This is a genomic window from Metabacillus hrfriensis (genome assembly GCF_030127205.1).
Classification (GTDB): domain Bacteria; phylum Bacillota; class Bacilli; order Bacillales; family Bacillaceae; genus Bacillus_P; species Bacillus_P dongyingensis.
In genome coordinates, this window is record NZ_CP126116.1 from 3,810,060 (window position 1) to 3,836,671 (window position 26,612).

Here is a 26,612-nt window from a genome sequence, read left to right on the forward strand (position 1 = left end):
GCTGTCGTTTGGGCTACTTATTATGCCTGTTAAAAAAGGATTGCAGTTGATTCAGATCCCAAGTATTGATTACGTTTTCTGCTTTCACCCATCCTTTAATTGCTGTTGAAACTCCTGTATTCATATCTTCAAGCATGTCTATATTATGTGCATCTGTATTGATTGCAAGTTTTACACCTGATTCATGTGCTTTTTTAATGTGCTCAGCACTCAAATCAAGTCTGTTCGGATTTGCATTCAGCTCTAAAACAGTATTCGTTTCTTTTGCAAGCTGAATCAGCATCTCAACATCCGGCTCATATCCGTTTCTCTTGCCGATCAGCCTGCCTGTAGGGTGTGCGATCATATCCACATGATGGCTTTCAAGAGCCGTTTTCAGACGCTGCATAATGATATCCTGTGATTGAGAAAAGCTGGAATGAATGGATGCAATGACAAAGTCCATGCCTTCTAATACGTCATCATCATAATCAAGGGTGCCATCCGGCAGAATATCCATTTCTACTCCTGCAAAAATTTTAAAATCCTCATATTGTTCATTTAATTTGTCAATCTCATCCCGCTGAGCTTTCAATCGTTCAGGAGTCAGGCCATTTGCCACTTTAAGGTACTGGGAATGATCTGTAATAGCCATATACTCATACCCGCGCATTCTGCACGCTTCTGCCATTTCACTGATTGTAAAAGCTCCATCGCTCCAAGTTGAGTGCATATGAAGATCGCCTTTTATATCATCGGCAGATATCAGCTTAGTATCCTTCATGTATTTTTCTACTTCCGTCCCGTCTTCCCGGATTTCAGGAGGAAAGAAAGGAAGATCAAAGTGAGCGTAAAATTCTTCTTCTGTTGAAAAAGTGGTGATTTCACCTGTCTCACTATTTTCAACACCATATTCGCTTATTTTTTCGCCGCGTTCCTTTGCAAGCTGCCGCATTTTAACGTTGTGATCCTTTGAACCGGTAAAATGATGCAGTGTCGTAGCAAATTCATCAAGAGTAACTAAACGAAAATCTACACCAATTTCATATTCATATTGCAGCTGAACAGAGACCTTTGTGTCTCCGTTTGCAATGATTTCAGAGATATTAGGGATTTTTATGAGCTGATCTCTGACATACTGGGGATGCTCCGTTGCGATAATAAAATCCAAATCCTTGACAGTCTCTCTCATTCGTCTGAGACTGCCTGCCCTGCTGTACTTTTGAACCTCTTCACACGATTCCAAATACGTCTCAATTTCTTCAGCAATCGGCAGAGCAAATGATAACGGCAGCCTCTCTGGACGGGTTCCAATTTCATCAATCGCAGCAAGAATTTTTTCTTCTGTTTTTTTTCCGAATCCGGCAAGATTCTGAACCTTTTCTTCAAGACAGGCTTTTTTAAGAGATTCAACGTCCGTTACCCCAAGCTCTTTATAAAGCTTTGCAATTTTTTTGCCGCCTAGTCCTGGGAGTTTCAACAATGGAATCAGCCCTTGCGGTACTTCTGACTGAAGCTGCTCCAGGGTTTCAGATTTGCCTGCTTGAATAAACTCAGTGATAACCGCAGCTGTTCCTTTTCCGATTCCTGCGATTTTTGTAAAATCTTCAATTGAAGACAAGCTCCGCTCATCTGTTTCGAGTGCATTGGCAGCTTTGCGGAAAGCAGCTATCTTAAATGGATTTTCTCCTTTAAGTTCCATGTGTACTGCTATATATTCAAGTAATTTAATCACATCTTTTTTATGTACGCTCATTATTCCATCACCTCGGGTCAAGTCGTTTTTCCATCTATTGCGGTTCATTTAAAATGATACAAATTTTTTCTGCAAAAGTACAACAGAAGAGATAAAGGGCTTTTTACCAAAAAAACTTCTCCTAATTGGAGGAGAAGTTAATTCGGTGCATATTGCAGCCATAATTCCTGAACTTTATCAGAAAAATACGGCGTGTGATGAACGATTACTTTTGCAAGTCCAGAATCCCCCATTGCTGACTGGACTTCCGGAACCGGAAGCAGCCCGCCAATAAACAGCAAGATAAAAAGAATTAAATAGATTTCAAGAAATCCTAAAATGGCGCCAGCCCATTTATTCAGCTGTTTAAGGATTGGAAGGTATGTAACAAAATCAAGCATAGATCCTACTACTTGCAGCAAGATCTTTGTGCCGATAAATAAAATGACAAACGCTACAGCTCTATAGTATGCCTCTTCAAGATTTCCGCCTGTAAAAAAGGAAATAGCCGATCCGCTCTCGCCAAGCGTTGGGTATGGAACCCACAGTTCTAACTTTGGCGCCAAAACACCAAAGTATTTATATGCTACAATATAGGCGATGATAAACCCTGTAAGATGTATGAATTGAAGAATAAAGCCGCGTTTTAATCCGACTAATAGGCCCATTGCCAAGATGATAAAAAGTGCAATATCAAGCATTTACCGCGTCAATCCTTTTCTATGATTTGTTTCTCTAGTTTTTCAAATTCATCTCTTAATTTTAAATAGTCATGCACAACATTCACTGCAGTTAAGACTGCCAGCTTATTAATATCAAGATTAGGACTTTTGCTGCTGATTTCTCGCATTTTATCATCAACAATAGAAGCCACCAGGCGCACATGACTTGTGCTCTCCGTGCCTACTATTGAAAATTGCTGTCCATATATATCAACTGTCGTTTTCTTTTTTGAGTGGTTATCCAACGAAAAATCCTCCATTCTTGAGAATCCTAATCTTTATCATAACATGATATCTAGTATAATGGAAAGATAATGCCAATCAATATCTAGTATCAATCATTATTTTAAAAGAGGTGTCATCTCTTGTCCAATGCCGTTATTAAAATCGATCAGCCGACCATCCTGAAAATGAAATCCTATTACTCTTCGGATTTGGGCTCAAAGCTTCCGCCGGGTGCTGTATTTACTGCTAAATCAAATGGATGCACCATTACTGCCTATAAGTCTGGAAAAGTTCTGTTTCAGGGTAATCTGGCAGCGGAAGAAGCAGAAAAGTGGTCTAAGCCTGAGCAAAAGACTACTAAGAAACCTTCGAAGCCACTTACTGTTTTTAGTCCGCCGGCAAACATATCCACTCTCTCCATCATAGGATCGGATGAAGTCGGAACGGGTGACTTCTTCGGCCCGATCACTGTGGTTGCAGCCTATGTGAAAAAAGATCAGATTCCGCTGCTTCAGGAATTAGGTGTAAAAGATTCAAAGCATTTGAATGATAAACAAATTTCAGTCATTGCCAAAAATCTTCTATCTATAGTACCCTACAGTCTGCTGGTCCTGCATAATGAAAAATACAATCAGCTCCAGAGCACCGGAATGTCCCAGGGGAAAATGAAGGCCATCCTTCATAATCAGGCAATCAACAAACTTTACGACAAAATTGAGCCGGAAGTGCCGGAAGCTGTGCTGATCGATCAATTCGCAGAGCCTTCCATCTATTTCAAACATCTCAGCGGCATTTCCTACCGTAAAGAAAATACTTTTTTCAGCACAAAAGCAGAAGGAATACACCTTGCGGTTGCAGCAGCTTCTATTTTGGCAAGATACGCCTTTCTTAAGGAGATGGATCGTCTGTCTGAAAAAGCTGGCATGACACTTCCTAAAGGTGCTGGAGCGAAGGTTGACGAAGCTGCAGCAGCAATAATTGCGAAAAAAGGAGAAAGCACATTAAGAAGCTTAACAAAGTTTCATTTTGCCAATACAGACAAAGCAAAAAAATTGGCTGCAAGAAAAAAGGATAGATGAAACCTAATAAAAAAAGCGGCAAAATCTTAATGATTTTGCCGCTTTTTTTTCACGATTTGTTCCAGGGAAATAAGAGACTCTCTATTTAATAAACTTTCAAATTTTCCTTTTGAGTATGGAATTTTCCCAATCACAGGCACCCCGCTCAAAATTTCAATCATCCGCACATTGTCCTGTTCCATTAAAGACTCTTCCTCAGACACATTGTTGATGATAAATCCAAGAATGGCTATACCATTTTTTTTGGCATATTCTGCAGTCAGCAATGAATGATTTATCGTTCCAAGTGAGGGATGAGTGACAATCAGGACAGGAATGTCGAGCTCTTTAATAAGATCTTTCGTTAAATAGATTTCACCTTCATTTTCGGCAAGAGGAACTGCGAGACCGCCTGCACCTTCTACGATCACAAGATCATTTTCTTTTTGAAGCTTGATATATTGATTGACCAAACGATTCTTGTCGATTTTAACACCTGATATTTTTGCGGCTAAATGGGGTGAAACGGGGTCTTCCAGACAGTATGTACAAAGCTCATCTTGCTGGTACGGAAGATTTGCAGCCAGACGATATTCTTCAATATCTTCTGCGACAAGAATACCCTCCTCCAGCCTTCCGCCGCTTTGAACTGGTTTGTACGGTACGGCTTTTATCCCGGAACGCTGAAGAATTCCAAGTAAATACGCCGTTACAAACGTTTTGCCAATGCCTGTGTCTGTACCGGTAACAAATATTCCGCTCATCCCTTAGCTGCCCCTGAATAGGACACTCGACCTTTTTCTAAAGGCCTGCGCACGGATTTATACAATCTTAATGCTAATAGCGAAGCTCCAAAACAAAGAAGCAAGTCGCCGAATATACTCAGCAAAAAACCGCTGTAAAATGCTGCACCAAAAGAAATCCCTGTTCCAATCCATGTGTTTAACGAGAGATATAAATAGCCTACACCGAACAAATAAACAATGATAAGACCGGTAAAATGAGCGTACAGAAAATGCTTCAGCTTCGGCTGATTACACCTCTCAAGGATATAGCCAATGACAAAACTGGCGGCAGCAAATCCCACTAAATAACCGAATGTCGGCTGGAAAATATAAGAAAGACCGCCACCGCTTGAAAATACCGGCAGTCCCGAAAGTCCGATTGCAATATAAAGACATTGACTCATTGCTCCAAGCTTGCTGCCCAGTAAAGCACCTGCAAGGTAGACAAATAGAATCTGCAATGTAAATGGAATAACCGGCATCGGTATTTTTATAAATGCTCCTGCTGCTGTTAAAGCTGCAAACATTGATACAACTGAAATGGAATAAACCGACAGCGAACGCTTCATTCTTTTTCTTCCTTTCCTTTTATTTGTCTTCATTTTATCTACAGCAAAATATATATGTCAACTAAATTAATTTTTGGTTGACATATATTGTTTGCTGTCTATACGATAGAGTTATAACAATATTTTTAAAGGGGGCAAACCATGTATAAAAGTCCGGCACTCGCTGAAATTACCTACGAAGAACTCGCAGCAAAGAACAAGCAATATATTTGGCATCCTTTTACCCAAATGAAAGATTACATAGAGGATCAGCCTGTTATTATCGCTGAAGGAAAAGGCCTTAAACTAATTGATGTAAACGGCAAAGAATATTGGGATGGCGTCTCTTCCATCTGGTTAAATGTGCACGGCCACAATATAAGAGAATTAAATGAAGCCATCAAACAGCAGCTGGATAAAGTAGCACACTCTACCCTGCTTGGAATGGCCAATGTTCCTGCTATTCTTTTGGCAGAAAAAGTCATTAAACTTATGCCTGAAGGTCTCAGCAAAGTGTTTTATTCAGACTCAGGTGCAACTTCTGTAGAGATTGCCGTTAAAATGGCCTTTCAATACTGGCAGCATAAAGGAAAAGAAACTAAGAGACAATTTATCACTATGAAGGATGCTTATCATGGAGATACGATTGGCGCGGTTTCAGTAGGAGCCATCGACCTCTTTCATAAAGCCTATTCATCCCTGCTTTTTGACTGCATTAAAATTCCTTACCCTTCAGTATACCGCTCACCATACGGAAATTCTGAAACTGTCATCGTTCATGAATCGTTAAAAGAGTTAGAGACTCTATTGGCACAGCGTTCTGATGAAATTGCTGCGCTGATTATTGAACCGATTGTACAAGGTGCAAGCGGAATTATTGTGATGCCTGAAGGTTACTTGAGAGGCGTGAGAGAGCTTTGTACAAAATATGAGGTTCTGATGATAGCGGATGAAGTCGCTACAGGGTTTGGCAGAACAGGGAAAATGTTTGCATGTGAGCACGAGCATGTCACTCCTGATCTTTTAACAGCTGGAAAAGGATTGACAGGCGGATATCTTCCTGTCGCAATTACAGTTGCTTCTGAAGAGATTTACAAAGCATTTTTAGGAGACTATGAGGAGCAAAAAACGTTTTTCCATGGCCACAGTTACACCGGAAACCCTTTAGGGTGTGCTGTTGCCATTGCAAATCTTGAATTAATAGAGAAGCGGAATTTAATACAGGAAGTGGAGATCATGTCAGAATATCTGGCAAGTCAATTAACAGCTTTTTCGCAATTAGCCCACGTAGGAGATATTCGGCAAAAAGGATTTATGATCGGGATTGAATTAGTGAGGGATAAGGAAACAGCCGAGCCGTTTGATTGGAAGGACAGGGTGGGAGTTAAAGTCTGCAGACGTGCAAGGGAGCTCGGCATGCTCCTCAGACCTCTGGGAAATGTCATTGTATTTATGCCGCCGCTTGCAGCAGCAAAAGAGGAATTGGAAGAGATGACTGCCATACTTTATCAGTCGATCAGAGACGTTACAGAGAAGAACTGAATGCAAAAAAGCAGTGAAATCTCATTAGATTTCACTGCTTTTCATGTGATTCATTAACCTCTCAGCACAGCTGCGTATTTCTCTTCAACTGCACGAAGCACTTTTTCATGAGCTTTCGTTACTTCTTCATCAGTTAATGTGCGCTCCGGGTCGAAATAGCGCAGAGAGAAGGCGAGCGACTTTTTATTTTCTTCCAGTTTATCCCCTTCATATAGATCGAATACAGACACTTCTTTTAGAAGCTTTCCGCCTGCTTCAGAAATTGTTTCTTTAAGATCTCCTGCGACAATTTCTCTGTCAACAACAAGGGCAATATCCCTTGTCATTGAAGGGAAACGAGGAATCACGGAAAACTTTAATTCTTCCAGATTCGTCTCCAGCAGCTGCTGTAAAGCAAGTTCAAATACATATGTTTCAGTTAGATCCATTTGTTTTTGAAGCTTTGGATGAACTTGGCCGATGAATCCTGCAGTGATCCCATTTAGCAAGATTTCTGCGGTACGTCCCGGATGCAGCCCATCGCGCTTAGCTTGTTTGTATGTGATTTGCTCTTTCAGCCCAAGGACATCAAACAATCCATCAAGAATTCCTTTTACTACATAGAAATCAACAGGCTTCTTTTCGCCCTGCCATTGATTTAAATGCCACAAACCAGTAACAGCACCGCTTAGTCGCTCTTTTTCAACAGGCTGTTCTCCTGCTCCATTTGAAATGAAAACCGAACTCATTTCATAAAGCGCTACTTGGTCATTTTGACGAGCAAGATTGTATTTCAGTGTTTCCAGCAAATGCGGAACCAAGCTTAAGCGGAGTACGCTGCGCTCTTCGCTCATCGGCATAGCAAGACGAGTATAATCTGATGCTTCAAGAGCAAATTGAGATGCTTTTTCTTCACTTGTTAAAGAATACGTAATCGCTTGGTACAAGCCTGCTCCTTCCAGATAACGGCGAGCTTTGCGGCGGTTATACTGATATTCAGTCAGTCTGCCTGGTGAAGATGCGCTGACCGGGAATGTTGATGGAATATTATCATAGCCATACAGTCTTGCTACCTCTTCAATTAAATCTTCTTCAATCGTAATGTCTCCGCGTCTTGTCGGAACAGTAACTGTAAACGTTCCGTTATCTTCCTTTATTTCAAAGCCAAGACGAGTGAAGATCGACTGAATTTCATTTACTGATATGTTCATTCCGAGCACTTTGTTGATTTTATCCACATGAATGCTGACAACAGCAGGCTCTGCTTCTAAACAGTTCACTTCTGCAGATCCATTTAATACTTCTCCGCCTGCAAGCTCCATCATTAATTGGGCTGCACGTTCTGCTGCAGCGCGGACACGGTTTGGATCAACGCCCTTTTCAAAACGCGCACTTGCTTCACTGCGAAGCCCATGATCCTTGGAAGCTTTGCGGACGGTTTGACCGTTGAAGTACGCAGACTCAAGCAGGATCGTTGTTGTATCTGAATGAACTTCAGAATTTTCTCCGCCCATCACGCCTGCTAGAGCAACAGGCTCTTTGCCATTTGTGATAACAAGATGTTCAGGAGTAAGGACACGTTTCTGTCCATCTAGTGTGATGATTTCTTCCCCTGCTTCAGCAAGACGAACAAGAATTTCTTTTGAACCTAAGCGGTCATAGTCAAATGCATGCAAAGGCTGACCGTATTCGATTAATACATAGTTGGTAATATCCACAACATTATTGTGCGGACGAATTCCTGCAGCCATTAACCTTGTTTGAAGCCAAAGAGGTGATGGAGCAATTCGTACATTGCGGATCACTTTAGCTACATATAAAGGATTCTCTTCTTTAGCCTCTACAGCTACAGTAATAAAATCAGATGCCTTTTCAGAAGCTTCCTCATGTGTAAGATCAGGATATGTGACACTTCTTCCTAAAATCGCCGCTACCTCGTGTGCGACACCAAGCATGCTTAAGCAATCTGAACGGTTCGGAGTTAACCCCAGTTCAAGAATCTGATCATCTCGGCTCAGTTCAGCTAGAGCATCTGCACCTGGCTGAACGTCATTCGGGAATACAAAAATCCCTTCAGAAAATTCTTTTGCCACAAGCTTTGACTCAATTCCGAGCTCCTGAAGAGAACAGATCATTCCGTTTGATTCTTCACCGCGCAGCTTAGCTTTTTTAATCTTAAAGTTTCCAGGAAGAACTGCACCCACAGTTGCAACTGCTACTTTTTGGCCTTTATCGACATTTGCAGCACCGCAAATGATTTGTACAGGCAGTTCTCCCCCGACATCGACTAAACATTTGTTCAGTTTATCTGCATTAGGGTGTTGTTCTTTTTCAAGCACATGACCGATGACAACACCGCTCATACCCTCGTTCAGCGCTTCAACACCTTCTACTTCAATCCCGCTTCTAGTAATCTTTTCTGCCAGTTCTTCTGCTGATATTCCGCTGAGATCAACGTAATTCTGCAGCCATTTATATGAAACAAACATCGGTAAACCTCCTTTTATGCTCTTTTAAATTGTTTTAAGAAACGTACATCATTGGTGTAATAGTGGCGAATATCATCAATACCGTATTTCAGCATGGCAATGCGCTCAGGTCCCATTCCAAATGCAAATCCACTGTACTTTTTCGAGTCAAATCCAGCCATTTCAAGCACGTTCGGATGAACCATTCCTGCACCTAAAATTTCAATCCAGCCAGTTCCCTTACATACATTGCATCCATGTCCTCCGCATGCAAAGCATGAAACATCAATCTCGACTGAAGGCTCCGTAAATGGGAAGAAACTTGGGCGCAAACGAATTTCTCTGTCCTCTCCAAACATCTTTTTAGCAAAGGCTTCCAGTGTTCCTTTTAAATCGCTCATGCTGATGTTTTCATCGATCACTAACCCTTCAATTTGAGTGAATTGATGAGAATGTGTCGCATCGTCGTTGTCGCGGCGGTACACTTTACCCGGACAGATAATTTTAACAGGACCTTGCCCTTTATACTTTTGCATCGTTCTAGCCTGAACCGGGGATGTGTGTGTACGAAGCAGCGTTTCATCAGTAATGTAGAATGAATCCTGCATATCCCTTGCAGGATGTCCTTTAGGAAGGTTCAATGCTTCAAAGTTATAATAATCCGTTTCAACTTCAGGGCCTTCTTCAACTGAATAACCCATTCCGAGGAAAAGATCTTCAATTTCCTCAATAACTGCTGTAATAGGATGATGGTTTCCTGATCGGACCGGGCGCCCAGGAAGTGTTACATCGATTGTTTCTGCTGCCAATTTTTCCTCAACCGCAGCTTCCTCCAGTCCCTCCTGTTTTGCTGCAATGCTTGTTGCAATGCTTTCGCGGACCTCATTTGCAAGGGCACCCATTAACGGACGCTCTTCTGCAGATAGTTTTCCCATACCGCGAAGCGCTTCTGTAATCGGTCCTTTTTTGCCTAAGTATGAGACACGGATGTCATTCAGGCTTTTTAAATCATTAGCTGTTTGTATTTTTTCAAGTGCTTCTAACTGAAGCTGTTTCAGTTGCTCCTGCATGCTGTTTCCTCCTTTATTTCAAATGATTGCTCATTTTTTTCCAAAATAAAAAACCCGCCCAAAAAAGGGACGAGTTGAATATCGCGGTACCACCCTTGTTAACAGCCCAAAAAGAAACAGCTGTTCACTTCGTTCTAAGATAACGGAATTGATCCGGAACATCTTTACATTCAAAAACCGAATGGTCCTGATGCCAGCTAAAGAGGTGAATTCATTTACTGCTGTCAAAAAAATGCTCTCAGTCACCGGCATTTTCTCCCTGATTGACGCTCCCGTAAACTACTCTTCTCTATCATCACTGTTAGAGTATGTAACTGTATCTTATTATAATGAAAAGAATATGTTCATGCAAGACTAGAAAAGCGGAATCGCCCGTTTAGCTCAGGCATGACAGATAAGGATCCGACAGAAAAGGCGCTTTTTGCCTTTACTGGCGGATCCGTTCTGGCCGAGGAGCTGGGCGATGGAGCTGGACAACACCGAAAAGCGGAACCGCTTGGTTAGCTCAGGCATGACAGATAAAAAACCCCCGGAAAAGTCCGGGTTTGACTTTATCGGGGATTGCGTTCCTGACCGAGGGGCTAGGAGGCAAAGCGAATGCGGCATGACTTCTAAAATCTCTAATAAAACTGCTAACCAAGCTCAGATTGGCAGAACATTTAGCCAAATATGAAATTTTATTAGCCAAAACTTCATATTTACTGGCGGAACATCCGTTTTATTTAGCGGATTCTGGAATTAATTTAGCCGTTTATTTTTGTTTTAGCCGTTTTCTTTTCTATTTTGTAAAAACTCCAAATTTATTAGCTCCGTAAATTTGAAGTTGAGAAAATTTCACTATTTTTATTGATTCCCAATACAATGATACATTAGAATGCCCGCTGCAATTCCTGCATTTAAGGATTCTGCTTTTCCTAGAATCGGAATGTAAAGATTTTGATCAGTTTGCTGAAGATATTCTTTATTTACTCCGCTTCCCTCATTGCCAATAAGCAGACCAAATGAAGGTGCTGCTTCGGTTTTACGATAATCAACGCCATTTTGAAGCGAGGTTCCATATATAGAGACATTTTGCTGTTTAAGCTCTGGGATTGCCTGATTCAATTTTCTTTTTACGATTGGAATATGAAAGATTGATCCCTGACTGGAACGGACAACCTTTGAATTGTATGCATCCACGGTTCCGTCTCCAAGTATGACCCCATCCATCCCTGCTGCATCTGCAGTCCTGATGATTGTTCCCAGATTGCCCGGGTCCTGAATGGCATCTATCAGCACGACCTTTTTCCAGGCACTTATTTCGTGCTTTTCTGATTGAACACAGACTGCAGCTGCACCCTGCGGGGATTCTGTTTCAGAGATTGCTTTCATGATTTCTTTCGTGACATATATAATCGGCAGATCATCCGCATTCCAATGTGATGGAATGGATGCTTCTTCTGAAATGATCAATTCTTTAATCACTGATTTATCTTTTAAGGCTTCTTCTACTAAATGCAAGCCTTCAATTAAAAATGTATTCGTTGTGTCACGTTCTTTTTTGGTATGTAATTTACGCCATTGCTTTACCTTTTGATTTTGTACAGATTCAATTCGTTTCACGATTACTGCTCCTTTATAGCCGCTTTTCTTCTATATAATTAATGGACCTTTTAATATTCTGCTTTTAACTATTGTCTGCTGGCCGCCCTGCTTCTTGTCCAGAACGGCTTCGCCATAAATGTCAAAACCGGGCTTTTATGGCGGAGCCTTTCCGGTCTGTCGGAGCTAAACGGGCATTTTCACTTTTCTATATTATATCTTATAAAACATACATAAAAAACACAAAATAACGCAGGATATAGATAGGTAAATATTATAAGAGGTGGAGTGATTATCATGGATTTAAATTTAAGAAATGCCATTATCTCAAATGTATCAGGCAATGATCAAGGTCAGCTTGAGGATACGATTGTAGATGCGATTCAAAACGGCGAAGAAAAAATGCTTCCTGGCTTAGGCGTTCTGTTCGAAGTAATCTGGCAGAATTCCAGCGAGGATGAGAAAAATGAAATGCTGACGATTCTTGAAGAGGGTTTAAAGAAGAAATAAATGCTGGGCAGACTGCCCAGCATTTTTATGTTATTTAATCAAAGGTAATCGTTTTAACGGTTTCTTCGTCTAGACGTTTAATAACCTCAGTAATTAATTTCACTGCATTTTCATAATCATCCCGATGCAGCATGGCAGCATGAGAATGGATATATCTAGTAGCAATTGTAATGGAAAGAGCAGGAACGCCATTCGCTGTCATATGGATTGCACCTGAGTCTGTTCCTCCGCCTGCAATCGCGTCAAATTGATATGGGATGCTGAGTTCATCGGCAACACCGACTACAAAATCACGCAATCCTTTATGAGACACCATTGATGCGTCATAAAGAATAATTTGCGGGCCTTCACCCATTTTACTTGATGCTTCCTTCTCTGAAATTCCTGGTGTATCACCTGCGATTCCAACATCAACGCCAAATCCAATATCAGGCTGAATAGCATGTGCAGACGTACGTGCTCCGCGAAGCCCTACTTCCTCTTGAATCGTACCCACACCATATACAACGTTTGGATGTTCAGCATCTTTCAGCCCTTTTAAGACATCAATTGCAATTGCACAGCCGATGCGGTTATCCCACGCTTTCGCAAGCAGCATCTTTTCATTGTTCATAACCGTAAATTCAAAATACGGGACGATTTGATCTCCAGGCAATACACCGAACTCCATTGCTTCTTCACGGCTTGATGCCCCGATATCAATAAACATATCTTTAATGTCGACCGGTTTTTTTCTCATTTCAGGAGGAAGGATATGCGGCGGTTTAGAACCGATAACACCTGTAACATCTCCTTTTTTTGTAGTGATTGTCACACGCTGTGCAAGCATAACCTGTGACCACCATCCGCCTACCGTCTGAAAACGAAGAAATCCTTTATCATCAATTTGAGTGACCATAAAGCCAACCTCATCTAAGTGGCCGGCAACCATAATTTTCGGGCCGCCTTCTTTGCCTGTTTTTTTGGCGATTAAGCTCCCAAGACCGTCTGTTGTTACTTCATCGGCATATGCCGTTATGTATTTCCTCATGACTTCTCTCGGCTCTCTTTCATTGCCGGGAATGCCTTTTGCATCTGTTAAATCTTTCAGCATCTGCAGTGTTTCATCTAATTTCGCCATTCATTTACCCCCCTCTTTTACTATTTCCTATTATACTAAACACTGGAAAGTAATTCAAAATCTTAATAGCCCTGTTTTTGACGATCATGGTTTACTTCATTCTTTTTTACATAAGCAGCCTCAATTTCTTCAGCTGAAAATCCAAGAACTTTTCCAAGCAAAAGATACTGCTGAAACAGTTCTAGATAGTGTTCTTCAGAATGGCTTTTTTCAAACTGCGCAATCTTTTCATATACATGAACAAAATGTGCTGTTAAAGAAACACCTTCATCGAACAGTTCAAATTCATTACTCTCTGTCATGCCAATCTCAATTCCAAGCGATAAAATGAAATGTATGCCATCCACATACTCCTCAAGAATGACACTAGTTTCAGCTGGAGGTTTTAAACTCCAAAATTTAAAGCACCTTGTTTCATTGGCAAGTTCGCCAACTTCAACAAGCAAAGCTAAAATTTTCTTTTCTAGCAGCGATTCCTCTTCCAGGCCGTGCTGTTTTTCAATTTTCGAATCAAGATCCTTCTGCATCTCAAATAATTTCAATAAATTCATTGTTTATCACTCCTATACTCCGCCAAGTTTACCACTTACACTTGTTTACTTCAAAAAAATTTAATCATACATAAAAAAACTGAAACCTTATGAATGCTTCATTCGTATTGTAACAAAATACGTTTGGGAGGCACTGCCATGATAGTAATCCTGTTACGATTACTTTTGCTTGTTCTTATTGTCTTTGTCCTTTATTCCCTAGCAAAATATGTGCTGAATCCCAAGCGGAAGCTTGAGCTTGCACAGGAAAAAAAGCAGTTTTTTCTGCTTGATGAGCGTGACAACGTGCGCAAAAACTTCTTGTTGACTTACAAGGGTGTTTTGTTCGAAGGCGAGAAATACCTTGGAACAACGGATCAGGCGTTTGAGGTTGTATCCATCTTTATTTGGACCGGCAGCCTAAGTAAACTTCAAGGGCTCTCCCTCTCTGATTTTGAATTTGTAGAAGAAAAAGTGAGGGAACGATATCCTCATGCTGCTCTTGATTGGAAAAGTCCCGTGAAAGAATTCTTGTTAAAAACCCAAAAGCCGTGACATAGGTCACGGCTTTTGCATGGTTTTTGCAAAAAAATCATGCCATTTTATAATAACTCTTTTTTCTCTCAGCAAATAGACAAATAAAATCAGCGTACCAATTAATACGATTGTTGTAACAAGTGAGAATTTCCCAAAGTATGCCCCAAAAGATGTAAAACAAAAAGCTGCAGGTATATGAGTCCAAAATGAAAGCTTTGCGTAGTCTTTAAATGAAGTCGACCGATCAAGGATACATAACGATAAAATGGAAAAGTTAACGAACGGGATCATTCTGAGTACAATAATTTGCCCTACAGAAAGTCTTGTATATCTTCCAAGCCATTTTTTCTTTAAACCTGAAAAGCGTTCCAAAAAAGAAGGAAATTGTTTAGATAGGGTATAAAAACTTATGCTGGCGACAGTCAGGCCAATAATGGAATAAAAGGTACCAAATTGAGTGCCAAATAAAATTCCGCCAATGATGCAGATGACAACTACAGGAATGAACAAAAACTGTCTTAAAATGTGCATAAAGATAAAAAAAAGCGGGGCTAGAAAGCCTGTTGACTGAACCGTTGAAACGACTGCAGAAGTTGCAAGATCGATTGTCCTCACCTCTTTCATGCAGTTCATAAGATGACTTTTTGTGAGAATCGTGTGTACTAAATTGTATCTAATTCAAAGCAGTATTATGACATCTTATATAAAAAATAGCCGAACAGGAAGAAATGAATAATCATTAAAGCAGGCAGACCGACAACAAAAGATTGATGCTTCGTTTTGTGCCTGAAAGCGTTCATTCCAATTGTCAGCCCGATCGCTCCCCCAATGAAGCCAATAAGCCAAAGATTGCTTTCTTTAATTCTCCATTGTCCCTTTTTAGCTTTATTTTTATCTGCTCCCATTAAATAGAAGCCGTAAATATTCAGCAATATGTAATAACTGATCAAAAGCGCCATCATCTTCATCCTTTCTATAAGAAAAGCGCAAGTGCCCGTTTAACTCTGGCATGACAGATAAGAATCCGGCAGAAAAATCCGGGTTTGACTATATTGACGGAATTGTTCTGACCGAGGTGTCAGGCGCTTCCGTTTGCCATCCAAGCGCAAAATTCTATCTTCCTTATCCACTTTAAAATAATGAGAAAAAAGGCCATTCTCAAACGGTGAGAATGACCTTTCTGCAGCGATTAGCTGTTTAATTTTGCTTTAGCAGCGTCTGCTAATTGAGCAAATGCTTGAGCATCAGTTACAGCAAGCTCAGCAAGCATTTTGCGGTTTACTTCGATGCCAGCAAGCTTTAAGCCATGCATTAAACGGCTGTAAGAAAGACCATTCAAGCGAGCAGCTGCGTTGATACGAGTAATCCAAAGCTGACGGAAATCGCGTTTTTTCTGACGGCGATCGCGGTAAGCATACATTAATGATTTCATTACTTGCTGGTTAGCAACTTTATATAATGTATGTTTTGAACCGTAATAACCTTTAGCTAATTTAAGAACTTTTTTACGTCTTTGACGTGAGACAGTACCGCCTTTTACTCTTGGCATGTCAATTCCCTCCTATGTGAAAACGAATTATTTAATATTATCTAATAAATGACGGATGCGTTTGAAGTCGCCTTTGCTTACTAAAGTGCCTTTGCGAAGTTTGCGTTTTGCTTTTGTAGATTTGTTAGCAAATAAATGGCTAGTATAAGCGTGTGAACGTTTTAATTTACCTGATCCAGTCTTTTTGAAACGCTTTGCAGCGCCGCGATGAGTTTTCATTTTTGGCATAAGGTATTCCTCCTCGTATCTTTACTTTTCTACTTTAGGTGCTAGAACCAAGAACATGCTGCGTCCATCCATTTTCGGATGTGACTCAATTGTACTTAAATCTTCACAAGCTTTAGAAAAACGGTCTAAAACACGTTGACCAATTTCTTTATGAGTGATTGCACGGCCTTTAAAACGGATAGAAGCTTTCACTTTGTCTCCTTTTTCAAGGAACTTGCGTGCATTCTTAAGTTTTGTGTTAAAATCATGCTCATCAATTGTCGGGCTGAAGCGAACCTCTTTAATACTGATGATCTTTTGATTTTTACGTGCTTCTTTATCTTTCTTTTGCTGCTCAAAACGGAATTTGCCGTAGTCCATAATACGACATACAGGTGGTTTCGCGTTTGCAGCAACTAAAACTAAATCAAGATTCGATCTGGCAGCAATCTCAAGCGCCTCTTGGCGAGATTTAATTCCAAGCTGGTCGCCATTTGCACCAATCAGACGAACCTCACGAGCGCGAATTCCATCGTTTACCATCATGTCTTTGCTAATAATTAGCCACCTCCAAGGATTTTTAACTGAACAGATGAATTGTTTGTGCTACACTTTCTTGAAAAACAAAAAAGTGTGGGCGCACAAAACACCCACACTACGATTTAGTATACTAAGTATATATAGTCGTAAACCTGCAGACTGCAATAATGCGTCGATCAGGTGAGAAGCGGGTGCTTCTGCTTGCAAGACAAACTTCTATTCAATTACCCTGCAAATTATATCACGAAAAAATTTCCGCTGTCAAGTCATGCTGGTTTATTGCAACAAAATGAATTGTATCAAACATTTACTGGATGTGCAATACTTTTTTTTGAGAAGATTTTATCTCTTCACTTCTTTTACGATACCTTCGATAAACTCTTTTAGAGCAATTGTCTCTGATTTTTGTTCCCCGTATTTGCGGACATTAACGGCAGATTCAGCCGCTTCATTATCACCGACAACAAGCATATAAGGTGTTTTCTGAATTTGCGCCTCACGGATTTTATAGCCGATCTTTTCATCGCGTGCGTCAAGCTCTACGCGGATTCCTTCAGCCTGCAGCAGTTCTTGAACTTTTTTTGCATAATCAAGGTGCACAGAAGGTGAAACCGGAATTACCTGCACTTGTGTCGGAGCGAGCCAAGTCGGGAAAGCCCCTTTGTATTCTTCAATCAAGAATGCAACAAAGCGTTCCATTGTTGATACTACCCCGCGGTGAATAACAACTGGGCGGTGCTGTTTGCCGTCCTCGCCGACATAATTCAAATCAAAACGCTCAGGCAATAAGAAGTCAAGCTGAACGGTAGAAAGCGTTTCATCTTTTCCAAGCGCTGTGCGGACTTGCACATCAAGCTTTGGACCATAAAAAGCTGCTTCGCCGTCTGCTTCAAAATAATCAAGCTGAAGCTCATCCATTGCTGACTTCAGCATGCTTTGAGCTTTTTCCCACATCGCATCATCATCAAAATATTTCTCCTTATCCTCTGGATCGCGGTAAGAAAGACGGAATGAATAATTGTTGATTCCAAAATCTTTATATACTTCTTCAATCAATCTCACAACTCGGATAAACTCGTCTTTAATTTGATCCGGACGGACAAAGATATGTGCATCATTAAGTGTCATCGCACGCACGCGCTGAAGCCCGCTGAGTGCACCTGACATTTCATAGCGGTGCATTGTGCCCAGCTCAGCTACACGGATCGGAAGCTCGCGGTAACTGTGAATATCATGCTTGTAAACCATCATGTGGTGCGGACAGTTCATTGGACGAAGAACTAAATCCTCATTATCCATAGACATTGCAGGGAACATGTCGTCCTGGTAATGATCCCAGTGACCTGATGTTTTGTACAGCTCCACACTTCCCAAAACAGGAGTGTAAACGTGCTGATAGCCCAAGCGCTCTTCTTTATCCACAATGTAGCGCTCGACGATGCGCCGGATTGTCGCACCTTTTGGAAGCCAGATTGGCAGACCCTGACCTACTTTTTGAGATGTAGTGAATAAGCTCAGTTCTTTTCCCAGCTTGCGGTGATCGCGCTCTTTCGCTTCTTCCAATAAACGAAGATGCTCATCTAAGTCGGCTTTTTTAATAAAAGCTGTGCCATAAATGCGCTGCAGCATTTTATTGTTGCTGTCTCCGCGCCAGTACGCACCAGCAACACTTAAAAGTTTAAACTCTTTTAATTTTCCAGTTGAAGGAACATGAATTCCGCGGCAAAGATCGAAAAATTCGCCCTGTTCATAGATTGTCACCTTTTCGCCTTCAGGGATAGCATCAAGCAGTTCTAGTTTTAGGTTATCGCCAATCTCTTCATAGATGGCTTTTGCTTCTTCCCGCGTTACTTCCTTGCGGACAACCTCAATGTTTTCATTGATGATTTTTTTCATTTCTTTTTCTATTGCCGGAAGATCTTCAACAGAAATCGATTGGTCCATATCAATGTCATAATAGAATCCATTCTCGATAACCGGGCCAATTCCAAGCTTCACATCTTTGTAGATCCTTTTTATAGCCTGCGCGAGTACGTGTGCAGAACTGTGACGGATAATCTCTAATGCATCAGAACTGTCCAATGTGACTATTTCAATGCTGCCATCTTGATTGATTGGTGTTTTCAAGTCAATTAATTCACCATTGAATTTACCTGCCAATGATTTTTTTCTAAGCCCCGGGCTGATGGATGCCGCAATATCTTCAGTTGTTGTGCCTGCCTGATATTCCTTTACAGCTCCGTCCGGAAATGAAATTTTTACAGTGTCTGACATCCTTGTCACTCCTTAAATATAATTTTTTAAAAAATAAAAAACTCGTCCCTATAGTAAGGGACGAGTGATTATTCGCCGTGGTTCCACCCTTGTTTCCATCCGCAAAATACAGTGAATGGCTCAAAAAAATCTGTAACGGGAATACCCGTCAGCAATTACTGGGCAGCATGCCTTTCATAGCTGAAGTTTAGAGGTGGTAAGCGAGTTATTCATGCCAGGAAGCTCTCAGCCGTGACTTCCCTCTCTTTGCGCCGTGATAACACCCTCATGTCCTCATCATAACTTATCATGTATTTACTACGTATTATAGAATCATTTCCAGGGGAAATCAAGATTATTCAGCTTTTTTTATAAGATAAGGTAGTATCAGCATTGGTGACTGGCTTCATCTCCCAGCTCCCTTGCCAGAACAAATCCCGCCCAAAAAGTCAAACCCGAACTTTTCTGCCTGATTCTTATCTGTCATGCCTGGGCTAAATGGCCGTTTCCGCTTTTCTTAAATACCGGACATTTTTCTGGGATAAATGTTTACCCGCTCCAAAAAGATATTCTGTATCGTCCGTATCATGCCAAAGTCAGGTGAATCGGTATATAAATGAATTTTGTTTGGAGCAATTGACACCAGCGGCGCCAAAAGCGAGGCATCAATGTACATAGGATGCTGATGAATAAAAGACCGGTCAATATACTTCATCAGCTCATCCTGGCTCAGTTCAGCAAAATGTTCATTGTAAACTGTCAGCTCTTTTTCATGCACGATGTGAAGCACGTTCACTTTCGTTTCTCTGTTCATGGCATAATCTCTTAAACTTTGAATAAAAGTCTGATATTCCTGCTCGAGCTTGTACTCTTCGATCGCAACCTCAATATATTTATATAAACGCTCCACATACTGGTGAAGACGGAACTTTATAAAGGATGGAAGAGCAAAAGACAGATTTGGCCTGATAAAATCGGCCAGAGCTTCATAGATGGGAGTTTCCCTTTGCGGAAGCTGATCAACGTTTGGAATCTCGCTGCGTTCGCCTTCAATAATCGCCTCGGCAATATGTATAATTTGCTGTTGTTCCTCTGGCTCTTGGAAAAAGAATTTGTCTTTGAGGATGGACAGCATCATGTGAGATTCTTTGTACTTCAGGATGTAGCGGACGATCACCGGAATCAGAAGGACGTTAATCATCTCACCTGGATCATTGCTTTCAATCTGGATTCCATGTTCCTTTATTCTAACAATCTCAGCTTTCCATTTATCACGCTCATGATCAATCATATTGTGGACTGTTTCTGCTTCATGCGGAGAATTGAAAAATATTTCGATCATGGTTGTCCCCCCTTTTTAGCCAATACCTGATTTCATGTATATGGCGGAGAACCGTTAAATAGAATTCTTTTTTATAGGGAATTAGAAACGCGCAAGCTCCTTTCCGTTCTGACCCGAGGTTCTGGGCGTCCGATTGCCATCAAATCGCAGCATTTTTATACTTACTTAAAAATAAATAAAAAACACAGTCCCTGTAGAACTGTGTCTGGCACTGCATATTTATCTCTCCCGCCAATTTCGTCCTTTTAACTCATAAGGATCGGCAAGATATTTAATTCTCTCCATGATCCGCGCTGATTTGACAGGTTCTTCTTCCCCGCGCTGCGTAACACTTAAGTGACTCTGCAGATCTTTCATGCTGAAGTTTGATGTGAAAAATGTCGGAAGATTTTCAAGCATGCGATATTGAAGAATAGAGCCTAATATATCATCCCGAATCCAGCTGGACATCGCTTCTGCGCCAATGTCATCGAGCATAAGCACTTTCACTTTTTTAACGGCATCAATCTTGTCTTCAAGTGAATTGTCATGGAGCGAGCTCTTCAGCTCTCTCATAAATTCGGGAACATAGACGAGCATGGAAGGGATTTTTTTCTTGGCGATCTCGTTCGCAATGGCTCCAAGTATATAGGTTTTGCCGACTCCAAACGAACCGTATAGATACATTCCCTTTACCTGTTTTCCTGCCTCATATTCTTCGCTGAAGCTAAGCACCATATTGACAACTCTTATTCTGCTGTCTTCTTTAAGGTCAATATCTTCAAGTTTCGCATTAAGAATATCACGGGGAATAAACATGGATTTAATTAAAGCCTGATGTTTTTTCCGTTCATCCTCCGCTTCCTTCATTGGACAAACCTCATATTTTAAATCAATCGTTTTCCCCTGAAGAATGAGCTTGGGATGATATCCCTCAACTAAATTCTTGCACTCTGACAGACTTGGGCAATCTGCACACCGCTTGCTTTGGCCGATATATTCATACAGCTTGATTAGACTTCTGTTAATCATCGCATCATTAATTTCTGTACGATGTTCACTCAGAAATTGTTGAATATCGGGATTCTTCATAATTTGTGCTTTCATCGCACTCATCCGTTTTTGAAAATCCTCACGGCCCGCAAGTCCGCTTAATGTTTTATTAATCGATTCCACTTGGATTCACCTCCAATTGTTAATCTGACTGCTGCTGTCTGTATTGTTTTATTTTTTCTTCAAGCCTTTTCCGCTCAAGATCCACTTCTGTTTGGCTGACTTCTTCTTTGGTATCAGGTTTTTCCAGGTCTTCTTTAAGCCACTGAGGAAGCTTCTCTTTCCGTATCAGCTTTCTGCCTGTTTTAGAAACGGTTTTCTTTTCGGCCCACTCCTGATATTGTCGATGCTCCTGCTTTGCAAGCTCCATAGCCGATTTCACAGTGGATACTTGTTTTCTTGCCCAGTGACTTGCAATTTTTTGCACATATGTTTTCGATAGCTTCATATCTGTTTTTAACATTACATAGTAAATTAAAACATTAACGACGCCAGGATGAAGCTTTTGCTTAAACATTACTTCTTCAACGATCTGCAGATCTGCAGCTGATGGCTCAATACCGTCTGCAAGATCCATTAAAAACTGCTTTGGCGATATTGAATCCAGCTGTCTGATCAGCATTTCCTCCTGAGACAGTTCTTTTTTTGAGGAAGTCTCAGATCTTAGTAAAACCGGCTGGATTTTATCGGCAAGTGCAGGCAATTTTTCGCCGTGTTCAAACTGATACCAGTCTCTTGCAGCTTTTCTCAAACTGTCGATCCGGATTGTTTCATTTGCGTCAATTGCATTCATCACGACATTCTTCATTTCCATTGCACCAATGCCATACAAGTATGAAAGCTTTTTAATGGTTTCTTTCACTTTCTTTGTTATGGATTTTCTGGGAATGACAGCTTCTGACAGCCCTGCAAAAAATAAATCAAAATCAAACACTTCATCTGTCATCTGAGGCGATGCGGCTTCTCCTGAATGATAAAATTCTGATCCTTTTTCAAGTTCAAGGTCTTCCTGCACCTCATCTGTGAGTCTGGAAATCATTTCACTCGGCTGAAGAGATTTAAATACCTCATTAAACGGTCTGGTAATCTGAACAAGATCAGGAGACAGACTGCTGTCTGCAAAAAACTTTTTCAGCTGATTGTATTTGTTTTTCCCAACGCGATTATATAAATAAATGTTTAATACCCCATCCTGAAAAAAATCAGCAGGCTTCAGGGGAGGCATTAATTCGTAGATGTACAGCTTAGTGTCACTTTGTTCCTTTTGATACGTTTTTAATAATCCGATGCCTTCAAGTTTAATCCGCTCTTCATAGATTTCTCTCAGGTTGCTTTGCATGAGGGACATCAGCCCATGATGTGTCGTTTCTTCGCTCCACATCCGGTCCTGTTCAAGCTCCGCCCAAAGCGTCATATAAAGACCATAGCATTTTGCACCTAATAGCGGCTGATAAAGCAGCGTCAAAACTTTCCTGTCAAAATCCTGCAGGACACCATTCATTTTGACCAAATACCGATCAACAGGCAATAACTGATTCCAATGCTTGTCCATTACTTTCCCTCTATTTCATAAGTTGAAAAAAGAGCCTGAAGCGATTCCTTCACGAGCTCTTTATTTCACCTTTTTAATCAGTTCTGATAACTCTTGAATGAAAACATTGATATCTTTAAATTGACGGTAAACTGAAGCAAACCGGACGTATGCAACTTCATCAACGTGTGCAAGTCTGTCCATTACCATCTCGCCGATATCTTCACTGTTTACTTCTGAGATTCCTTGATTTCTTAATTCCTTTTCAATATCCTGTACGATTTCCTCTAATTTCGTAAGAGGCACAGGGCGTTTTTCGCAAGCCTTAATCAAGCCCCGCAGGATTTTGTCCTTGCTGAACTCTTCTCTAACGCCTTCTTTTTTTACAACAATCAGTGGAATTTCTTCCACTTTTTCAAAGGTTGTGAACCGATATTGGCATTCCTCGCATTCACGTCGTCTTCGAATCGATTTCCCTTCATCCACAGGCCGAGAGTCAAGCACTCTTGTTCCATTATGCTGACATGTTGGACATTTCATACTACCAGCTCCAATCCAAAAGCATCAGGGTTGTTTCTTTATTTTTCATGAAAATAAATGACATGCTGCAAGAATCACTTTGGATACAGTCCGGTTCCAATAAACGGCAGTGCCTTGTTCAGCTTTTCATAGGCATCAATAATCAGCTTCCGGCTGAATCCGAAATCGCTTGCCAATTTAGTGTCTGCTGATACATTAAAATCAATGGCTGTTTCATATGGTCTCACCGAAACGATGGTGATAATCATCAGCGCTTTTTTCGGCTTGTCAATCACAATGCTGATTTCGCCTCGGTCTTCTGAAACAGATGTTACCGTCGCACCGGGCTGTTTGCTGAATGTATTTTCAACAGCTTCAATTGCCTTTTTTGCAGTTGTTTTATAATAATGGCTTTTTAAATCGTCGTCATAGTGATTTTCGGACGTTTCTTGACCTGTAGAAAGAAAAACCTTCATTTTTCGCAGTATGCTCATAGTCGGATAAAGCTCCTTTTATTGTTTTCTATATGTAAACTTGTAATTCTTAGACAAAAGTGCAGGTTTTTATTATAAAAGAACATTTCAGAAACATAAGAAAAAAGAGGTGCTGCTGCACCTCTTTTATTTTACATTAAAATGATTCATCATTAAAGAGCTTTTACTTGAGCTTGTTTAACTTGTACAGGACCCATGCCGCGCGGAATTTCAATATTCTCGCGAGTTTGTGCTCCAAGAGCTTCTGCAATGTAGTCAGCAGCAATATTTGGATTTAAGTCACCGCATGTGTATACATCGATGCTTGCATATCCGTGCTCAGGGAAGCTGTGGATCGTTAAATGTGATTCAGAGATGATAACAACTCCGCTTACACCTTGTGGAGCAAATTTATGAAAGGCAACCTCTCGTACTTCGGCACCTGATTTTAATGCAGCATTTACAAACGTTTTTTCAATGTATTCCATGTCGTTTAGCTTATCAAAGTCGCATCCCCATAATTCTGAGATAACGTGTCGTCCCATTGTTTCCATTTTTAATGGATCCCCCTTTAGCAAAATTAGTTTACATGAATTCTTCGCAAATGGTTTGTTCAACTACCACGGGGGAAAGTTAGTCCAAAGAGGTCCTAACCCTTTAAGTAGCCACAAGGCCGTGCTTAGTAAGAAGTTCACGAAAAATAGTATACTTCCTTTAGTTTGTTTTTGCAACAAACTTTTTTTGAAAAAATACAGCACAGTTTCTCACATGAACCGCAGAGCCCGCCAAAACTGATTTTAGAGAAGCCCATTTTTTCTTACTATCCTCTTTTTTGTGGTGATGGTTAAATTTATGAAACTGAGAACGTTTGTTTCAACCGCTTAAGACGGTTTTATAACATTATCTAAACGCATAGATGCTGTACATCCGTTAATCTATCTATTTACATTCTCCAGCTCAGATTCCTTAGACATAAAAAAACAGGCTGCCAGCGCAGCCTGTTTTCATCTTATCATCCTATTAAACTGCAGACAGCCGCTTCATTTTTGAAGCAACAAATTGAACAAGGTCAACGACTCTGCATGAATATCCCCATTCATTGTCATACCAGGCCAGTACTTTTATTTTACGGCCCGCCATCACAATTGTTGATAAACCATCAATGATAGCAGAGTGGGGGTTTGTATTGAAATCTATAGAAACAAGCGGTTCTGTCGTGAAGTCCAGCACTCCTTGTAAAGGTCCGCTTGCTGCAGTCATAAATGCAGAACTTACTTCTTCAACCGTTACATCCCTCTTCACATCCACCACAAGATCTACCAGTGAAACATTTGGTGTCGGCACTCTGAGCGCCATCCCATGCAGTTTTCCCTTAAGATGCGGCAATACGAGTGACAGTGCCTTTGCTGCTCCTGTAGTTGTTGGAATAATGGACTGGCCGCAGGCTCTTGCTCTGCGAAGGTCTTTATGAGGGTTATCTATGTTTTTTTGATCATTTGTGTACGCATGTACTGTCGTCATTAATCCGTTTTCAATTCCGAATTGCTCGTCAAGTACTTTTACAACTGGCGCGAGACAGTTTGTTGTGCAGGAAGCATTTGAAATAATGACATGCTGTTCATTATTGTAAGCCTCTTCATTTACTCCCATCACAATTGTTACATCTTCGTTTTTGCCAGGTGCCGTCAGGACTACTTTTTTAGCCCCTGCCTGTACATGGTACATAGCTTTTTCGCCGTCATTGAACTTACCCGTTGCTTCAATGACGATATCAATATCCATCAATCCCCATGGCAAATCCCTGGGATCTCTGAAATTCAACAGTTGGATTTTTTGTCCATTTACAAGTAAATAATCATCGAATGGAATAACTTCTCCCTCGAATTTCCCATGATTTGTATCATATTTTATCATGTGCGCCAACGTCTCAGCCGGATAGCTGGCGTTAATCGCTACAATCGATAAACCCTCTTCAAAGATTGCTTTTCTAAATACCATTCTCCCAATGCGACCAAAACCGTTAATGGCAATCTTCGCTTTCATACCATTACCCCTTCCGGATTATGTGATATACTAATATATGCTTAATTTCATAAATAGTATATCACATTTGACCACTAATAGGATGATTAATTTCGTTTTTTTTCAAAAAAAAAAGAATCAAGCTTCATTTAGAAGCAAGATTCCATTTTTTCATTAAGTCTTCAAATTGTCTTTTCGTAGACTGAAGCGAGCCATTGTTATCGATCACTTCATCAGCTTTGTCCTTCTTATCCTTCAGAGGCAGCTGTGACTGTATCCGCCACTCGGCTTCCTGTTTTGTCAATTGATTCCGGTTCATCAGACGCTCAAGCTGCACCTGGGAATCTACATATACAACAACTGTTACGTCTGCCATATGTGCTAAATTGCTTTCAAATAAGAGAGGAATATCCAGCACAACCGCAGGCTCATTTCTTCTTTCGGCATCCTCTTTTTGTTTCAGCATTTCCTTGCGGACAGCAGGATGAACGATGCCGTTTAATTTTTTTCGCTCTGTTTCATTTTGAAAGACGATGCTGCCTAACTTTTCACGGTCAATTGCACCATCATCTTTTAAGATGCTGCGCCCAAATGTTTCTACCACTAAATGGTAAGCTGGTTCTCCTGCTTCCACTACTTGTTTGGCGATTACATCTGCATCTATTACCGGGATATTTGCATCCTTAAACATGTTTGAGACTGTGCTCTTTCCGCTGGCTATGCCTCCTGTTAATCCAATCGCCAATGTCAATTTG

The 26,612-nt window shown here is 40.8% G+C and carries 28 protein-coding genes and 2 other annotated features; of the genes, 4 read left to right on the forward strand and 24 right to left on the reverse strand.

The annotated features are described in order from the left end of the window. Positions 1-13: 13 nt before the first annotated feature. The 3 genes from polX to zapA all read right to left on the reverse strand — a co-directional run bounded on the left by polX (position 14) and on the right by zapA (position 2,696). The gene (gene polX, locus QLQ22_RS18950) at positions 14-1,738 is read right to left on the reverse strand and encodes a DNA polymerase/3'-5' exonuclease PolX (RefSeq protein ID WP_252208804.1); all 1,725 of its coding nucleotides are present in this window, start codon (positions 1,736-1,738) and stop codon (positions 14-16) included. A 134-nt stretch (positions 1,739-1,872) separates the two neighbouring features. Next, the gene (locus tag QLQ22_RS18955) at positions 1,873-2,415 is read right to left on the reverse strand and encodes a CvpA family protein (protein WP_284015337.1); all 543 of its coding nucleotides are present in this window, start codon (positions 2,413-2,415) and stop codon (positions 1,873-1,875) included. Between the two features lie 8 nt (positions 2,416-2,423). Further along, a complete protein-coding gene (gene zapA / locus QLQ22_RS18960) occupies positions 2,424-2,696 on the reverse strand; it encodes a cell division protein ZapA (RefSeq protein WP_070876341.1) in 273 nt (90 codons plus the stop codon). A 105-nt stretch (positions 2,697-2,801) separates the two neighbouring features. On the opposite strand from zapA, the gene rnhC reads away from it, so the two are divergent. Further along, positions 2,802-3,740, forward strand: a complete 939-nt coding sequence (gene rnhC, locus QLQ22_RS18965) for a ribonuclease HIII (protein ID WP_284015338.1) — start codon at positions 2,802-2,804, stop codon at positions 3,738-3,740. A 26-nt stretch (positions 3,741-3,766) separates the two neighbouring features. On the opposite strand, the gene bioD is transcribed toward rnhC, so the two are convergent. Both bioD and QLQ22_RS18975 read right to left on the reverse strand, forming a co-directional pair. Next, positions 3,767-4,483 carry a dethiobiotin synthase gene (gene bioD, locus QLQ22_RS18970; RefSeq protein ID WP_284015339.1) on the reverse strand — a complete coding sequence of 239 codons (717 nt, stop codon included), beginning with the start codon at positions 4,481-4,483 and terminating at the stop codon, positions 3,767-3,769. After that, positions 4,480-5,073: a biotin transporter BioY gene (locus QLQ22_RS18975; RefSeq protein WP_284015340.1), complete on the reverse strand. Its 594-nt coding sequence runs from the start codon at positions 5,071-5,073 to the stop codon at positions 4,480-4,482. Before QLQ22_RS18975 ends, bioD begins: the two co-directional genes overlap by 4 nt. Positions 5,074-5,214: 141 nt before the next feature. Between QLQ22_RS18975 and bioA the strand changes: the two genes are divergently transcribed. Further along, positions 5,215-6,594, forward strand: a complete 1,380-nt coding sequence (bioA, locus tag QLQ22_RS18980) for an adenosylmethionine--8-amino-7-oxononanoate transaminase (RefSeq protein WP_284015341.1) — start codon at positions 5,215-5,217, stop codon at positions 6,592-6,594. Between the two features lie 53 nt (positions 6,595-6,647). Here the strand turns inward: bioA and pheT are convergent, their stop codons facing one another. The 3 genes from pheT to QLQ22_RS18995 form a co-directional block, all read right to left on the reverse strand. Then, positions 6,648-9,062 carry a phenylalanine--tRNA ligase subunit beta gene (pheT, locus tag QLQ22_RS18985; protein WP_284015342.1) on the reverse strand — a complete coding sequence of 805 codons (2,415 nt, stop codon included), beginning with the start codon at positions 9,060-9,062 and terminating at the stop codon, positions 6,648-6,650. Between the two features lie 14 nt (positions 9,063-9,076). After that, a complete protein-coding gene (pheS, locus tag QLQ22_RS18990) occupies positions 9,077-10,111 on the reverse strand; it encodes a phenylalanine--tRNA ligase subunit alpha (protein ID WP_223437104.1) in 1,035 nt (344 codons plus the stop codon). A gap of 62 nt (positions 10,112-10,173) precedes the next feature. After that, positions 10,174-10,416: a binding site (T-box leader), on the reverse strand. A gap of 538 nt (positions 10,417-10,954) precedes the next feature. Next, positions 10,955-11,713 carry a TrmH family RNA methyltransferase gene (locus QLQ22_RS18995; protein ID WP_223437106.1) on the reverse strand — a complete coding sequence of 253 codons (759 nt, stop codon included), beginning with the start codon at positions 11,711-11,713 and terminating at the stop codon, positions 10,955-10,957. Positions 11,714-11,989: 276 nt separating this feature from the next. Here QLQ22_RS18995 and sspI point away from each other — a divergent pair, with 276 nt between their 5' ends. After that, the gene (gene sspI, locus QLQ22_RS19000; RefSeq protein ID WP_029279208.1) at positions 11,990-12,202 is read left to right on the forward strand and encodes a small acid-soluble spore protein SspI; all 213 of its coding nucleotides are present in this window, start codon (positions 11,990-11,992) and stop codon (positions 12,200-12,202) included. A gap of 34 nt (positions 12,203-12,236) precedes the next feature. Here sspI and QLQ22_RS19005 read toward each other — a convergent pair whose 3' ends face one another. Together QLQ22_RS19005 and QLQ22_RS19010 are read right to left on the reverse strand one after the other, a co-directional pair. Further along, positions 12,237-13,322, reverse strand: a complete 1,086-nt coding sequence (locus QLQ22_RS19005; RefSeq protein ID WP_284015343.1) for a M42 family metallopeptidase — start codon at positions 13,320-13,322, stop codon at positions 12,237-12,239. 62 nt (positions 13,323-13,384) lie between these two features. Further along, on the reverse strand, positions 13,385-13,873 hold the full coding sequence (locus QLQ22_RS19010; protein WP_284015344.1) for a dUTP diphosphatase: 489 nt from the start codon (positions 13,871-13,873) through the stop codon (positions 13,385-13,387). Positions 13,874-14,011: 138 nt separating this feature from the next. Here QLQ22_RS19010 and QLQ22_RS19015 point away from each other — a divergent pair, with 138 nt between their 5' ends. Beyond that, a complete protein-coding gene (locus QLQ22_RS19015; protein WP_223437112.1) occupies positions 14,012-14,407 on the forward strand; it encodes a sigma-w pathway protein ysdB in 396 nt (131 codons plus the stop codon). 6 nt (positions 14,408-14,413) lie between these two features. Here QLQ22_RS19015 and QLQ22_RS19020 read toward each other — a convergent pair whose 3' ends face one another. The 14 genes from QLQ22_RS19020 to coaE form a co-directional block, all read right to left on the reverse strand. Further along, positions 14,414-15,022, reverse strand: coding sequence for a TVP38/TMEM64 family protein (locus QLQ22_RS19020; protein ID WP_284015345.1), 609 nt, complete (start codon positions 15,020-15,022; stop codon positions 14,414-14,416). A 56-nt stretch (positions 15,023-15,078) separates the two neighbouring features. Next, a complete protein-coding gene (locus QLQ22_RS19025) occupies positions 15,079-15,348 on the reverse strand; it encodes a DUF1294 domain-containing protein (protein ID WP_284015346.1) in 270 nt (89 codons plus the stop codon). Between the two features lie 230 nt (positions 15,349-15,578). Continuing rightward, positions 15,579-15,938: a 50S ribosomal protein L20 gene (gene rplT, locus QLQ22_RS19030; RefSeq protein ID WP_223437118.1), complete on the reverse strand. Its 360-nt coding sequence runs from the start codon at positions 15,936-15,938 to the stop codon at positions 15,579-15,581. Positions 15,939-15,965: 27 nt separating this feature from the next. Continuing rightward, the gene (gene rpmI / locus QLQ22_RS19035; RefSeq protein ID WP_029279195.1) at positions 15,966-16,166 is read right to left on the reverse strand and encodes a 50S ribosomal protein L35; all 201 of its coding nucleotides are present in this window, start codon (positions 16,164-16,166) and stop codon (positions 15,966-15,968) included. A 21-nt stretch (positions 16,167-16,187) separates the two neighbouring features. After that, a complete protein-coding gene (gene infC / locus QLQ22_RS19040) occupies positions 16,188-16,706 on the reverse strand; it encodes a translation initiation factor IF-3 (RefSeq protein ID WP_180850219.1) in 519 nt (172 codons plus the stop codon). A gap of 58 nt (positions 16,707-16,764) precedes the next feature. After that, positions 16,765-16,894 (reverse strand) — a sequence feature (ribosomal protein L20 leader region). 133 nt (positions 16,895-17,027) lie between these two features. After that, positions 17,028-18,959, reverse strand: a complete 1,932-nt coding sequence (gene thrS / locus QLQ22_RS19045; protein ID WP_284015347.1) for a threonine--tRNA ligase — start codon at positions 18,957-18,959, stop codon at positions 17,028-17,030. Between the two features lie 496 nt (positions 18,960-19,455). Further along, a complete protein-coding gene (gene ytxC / locus QLQ22_RS19050) occupies positions 19,456-20,280 on the reverse strand; it encodes a putative sporulation protein YtxC (protein WP_284015348.1) in 825 nt (274 codons plus the stop codon). 219 nt (positions 20,281-20,499) lie between these two features. Beyond that, complete coding sequence (dnaI, locus tag QLQ22_RS19055) at positions 20,500-21,435, reverse strand: primosomal protein DnaI (RefSeq protein WP_223437124.1); 936 nt, start codon at positions 21,433-21,435, stop codon at positions 20,500-20,502. A 19-nt stretch (positions 21,436-21,454) separates the two neighbouring features. Beyond that, positions 21,455-22,864 carry a replication initiation and membrane attachment family protein gene (locus QLQ22_RS19060; protein WP_223437126.1) on the reverse strand — a complete coding sequence of 470 codons (1,410 nt, stop codon included), beginning with the start codon at positions 22,862-22,864 and terminating at the stop codon, positions 21,455-21,457. A 60-nt stretch (positions 22,865-22,924) separates the two neighbouring features. Beyond that, complete coding sequence (gene nrdR / locus QLQ22_RS19065) at positions 22,925-23,383, reverse strand: transcriptional regulator NrdR (protein ID WP_223437127.1); 459 nt, start codon at positions 23,381-23,383, stop codon at positions 22,925-22,927. Positions 23,384-23,457: 74 nt separating this feature from the next. Next, entirely contained in the window at positions 23,458-23,856 is a 399-nt protein-coding gene (locus QLQ22_RS19070; protein WP_223437129.1) for a cytosolic protein, read from the reverse strand. 152 nt (positions 23,857-24,008) lie between these two features. Beyond that, positions 24,009-24,389, reverse strand: coding sequence for an adenosylmethionine decarboxylase (gene speD, locus QLQ22_RS19075; RefSeq protein WP_070877709.1), 381 nt, complete (start codon positions 24,387-24,389; stop codon positions 24,009-24,011). A gap of 466 nt (positions 24,390-24,855) precedes the next feature. After that, positions 24,856-25,878: a glyceraldehyde-3-phosphate dehydrogenase gene (locus tag QLQ22_RS19080; protein ID WP_252207247.1), complete on the reverse strand. Its 1,023-nt coding sequence runs from the start codon at positions 25,876-25,878 to the stop codon at positions 24,856-24,858. A 124-nt stretch (positions 25,879-26,002) separates the two neighbouring features. Next, positions 26,003-26,608: a dephospho-CoA kinase gene (gene coaE, locus QLQ22_RS19085; protein WP_223437133.1), complete on the reverse strand. Its 606-nt coding sequence runs from the start codon at positions 26,606-26,608 to the stop codon at positions 26,003-26,005. Between the last annotated feature and the right edge of the window lie 4 nt (positions 26,609-26,612).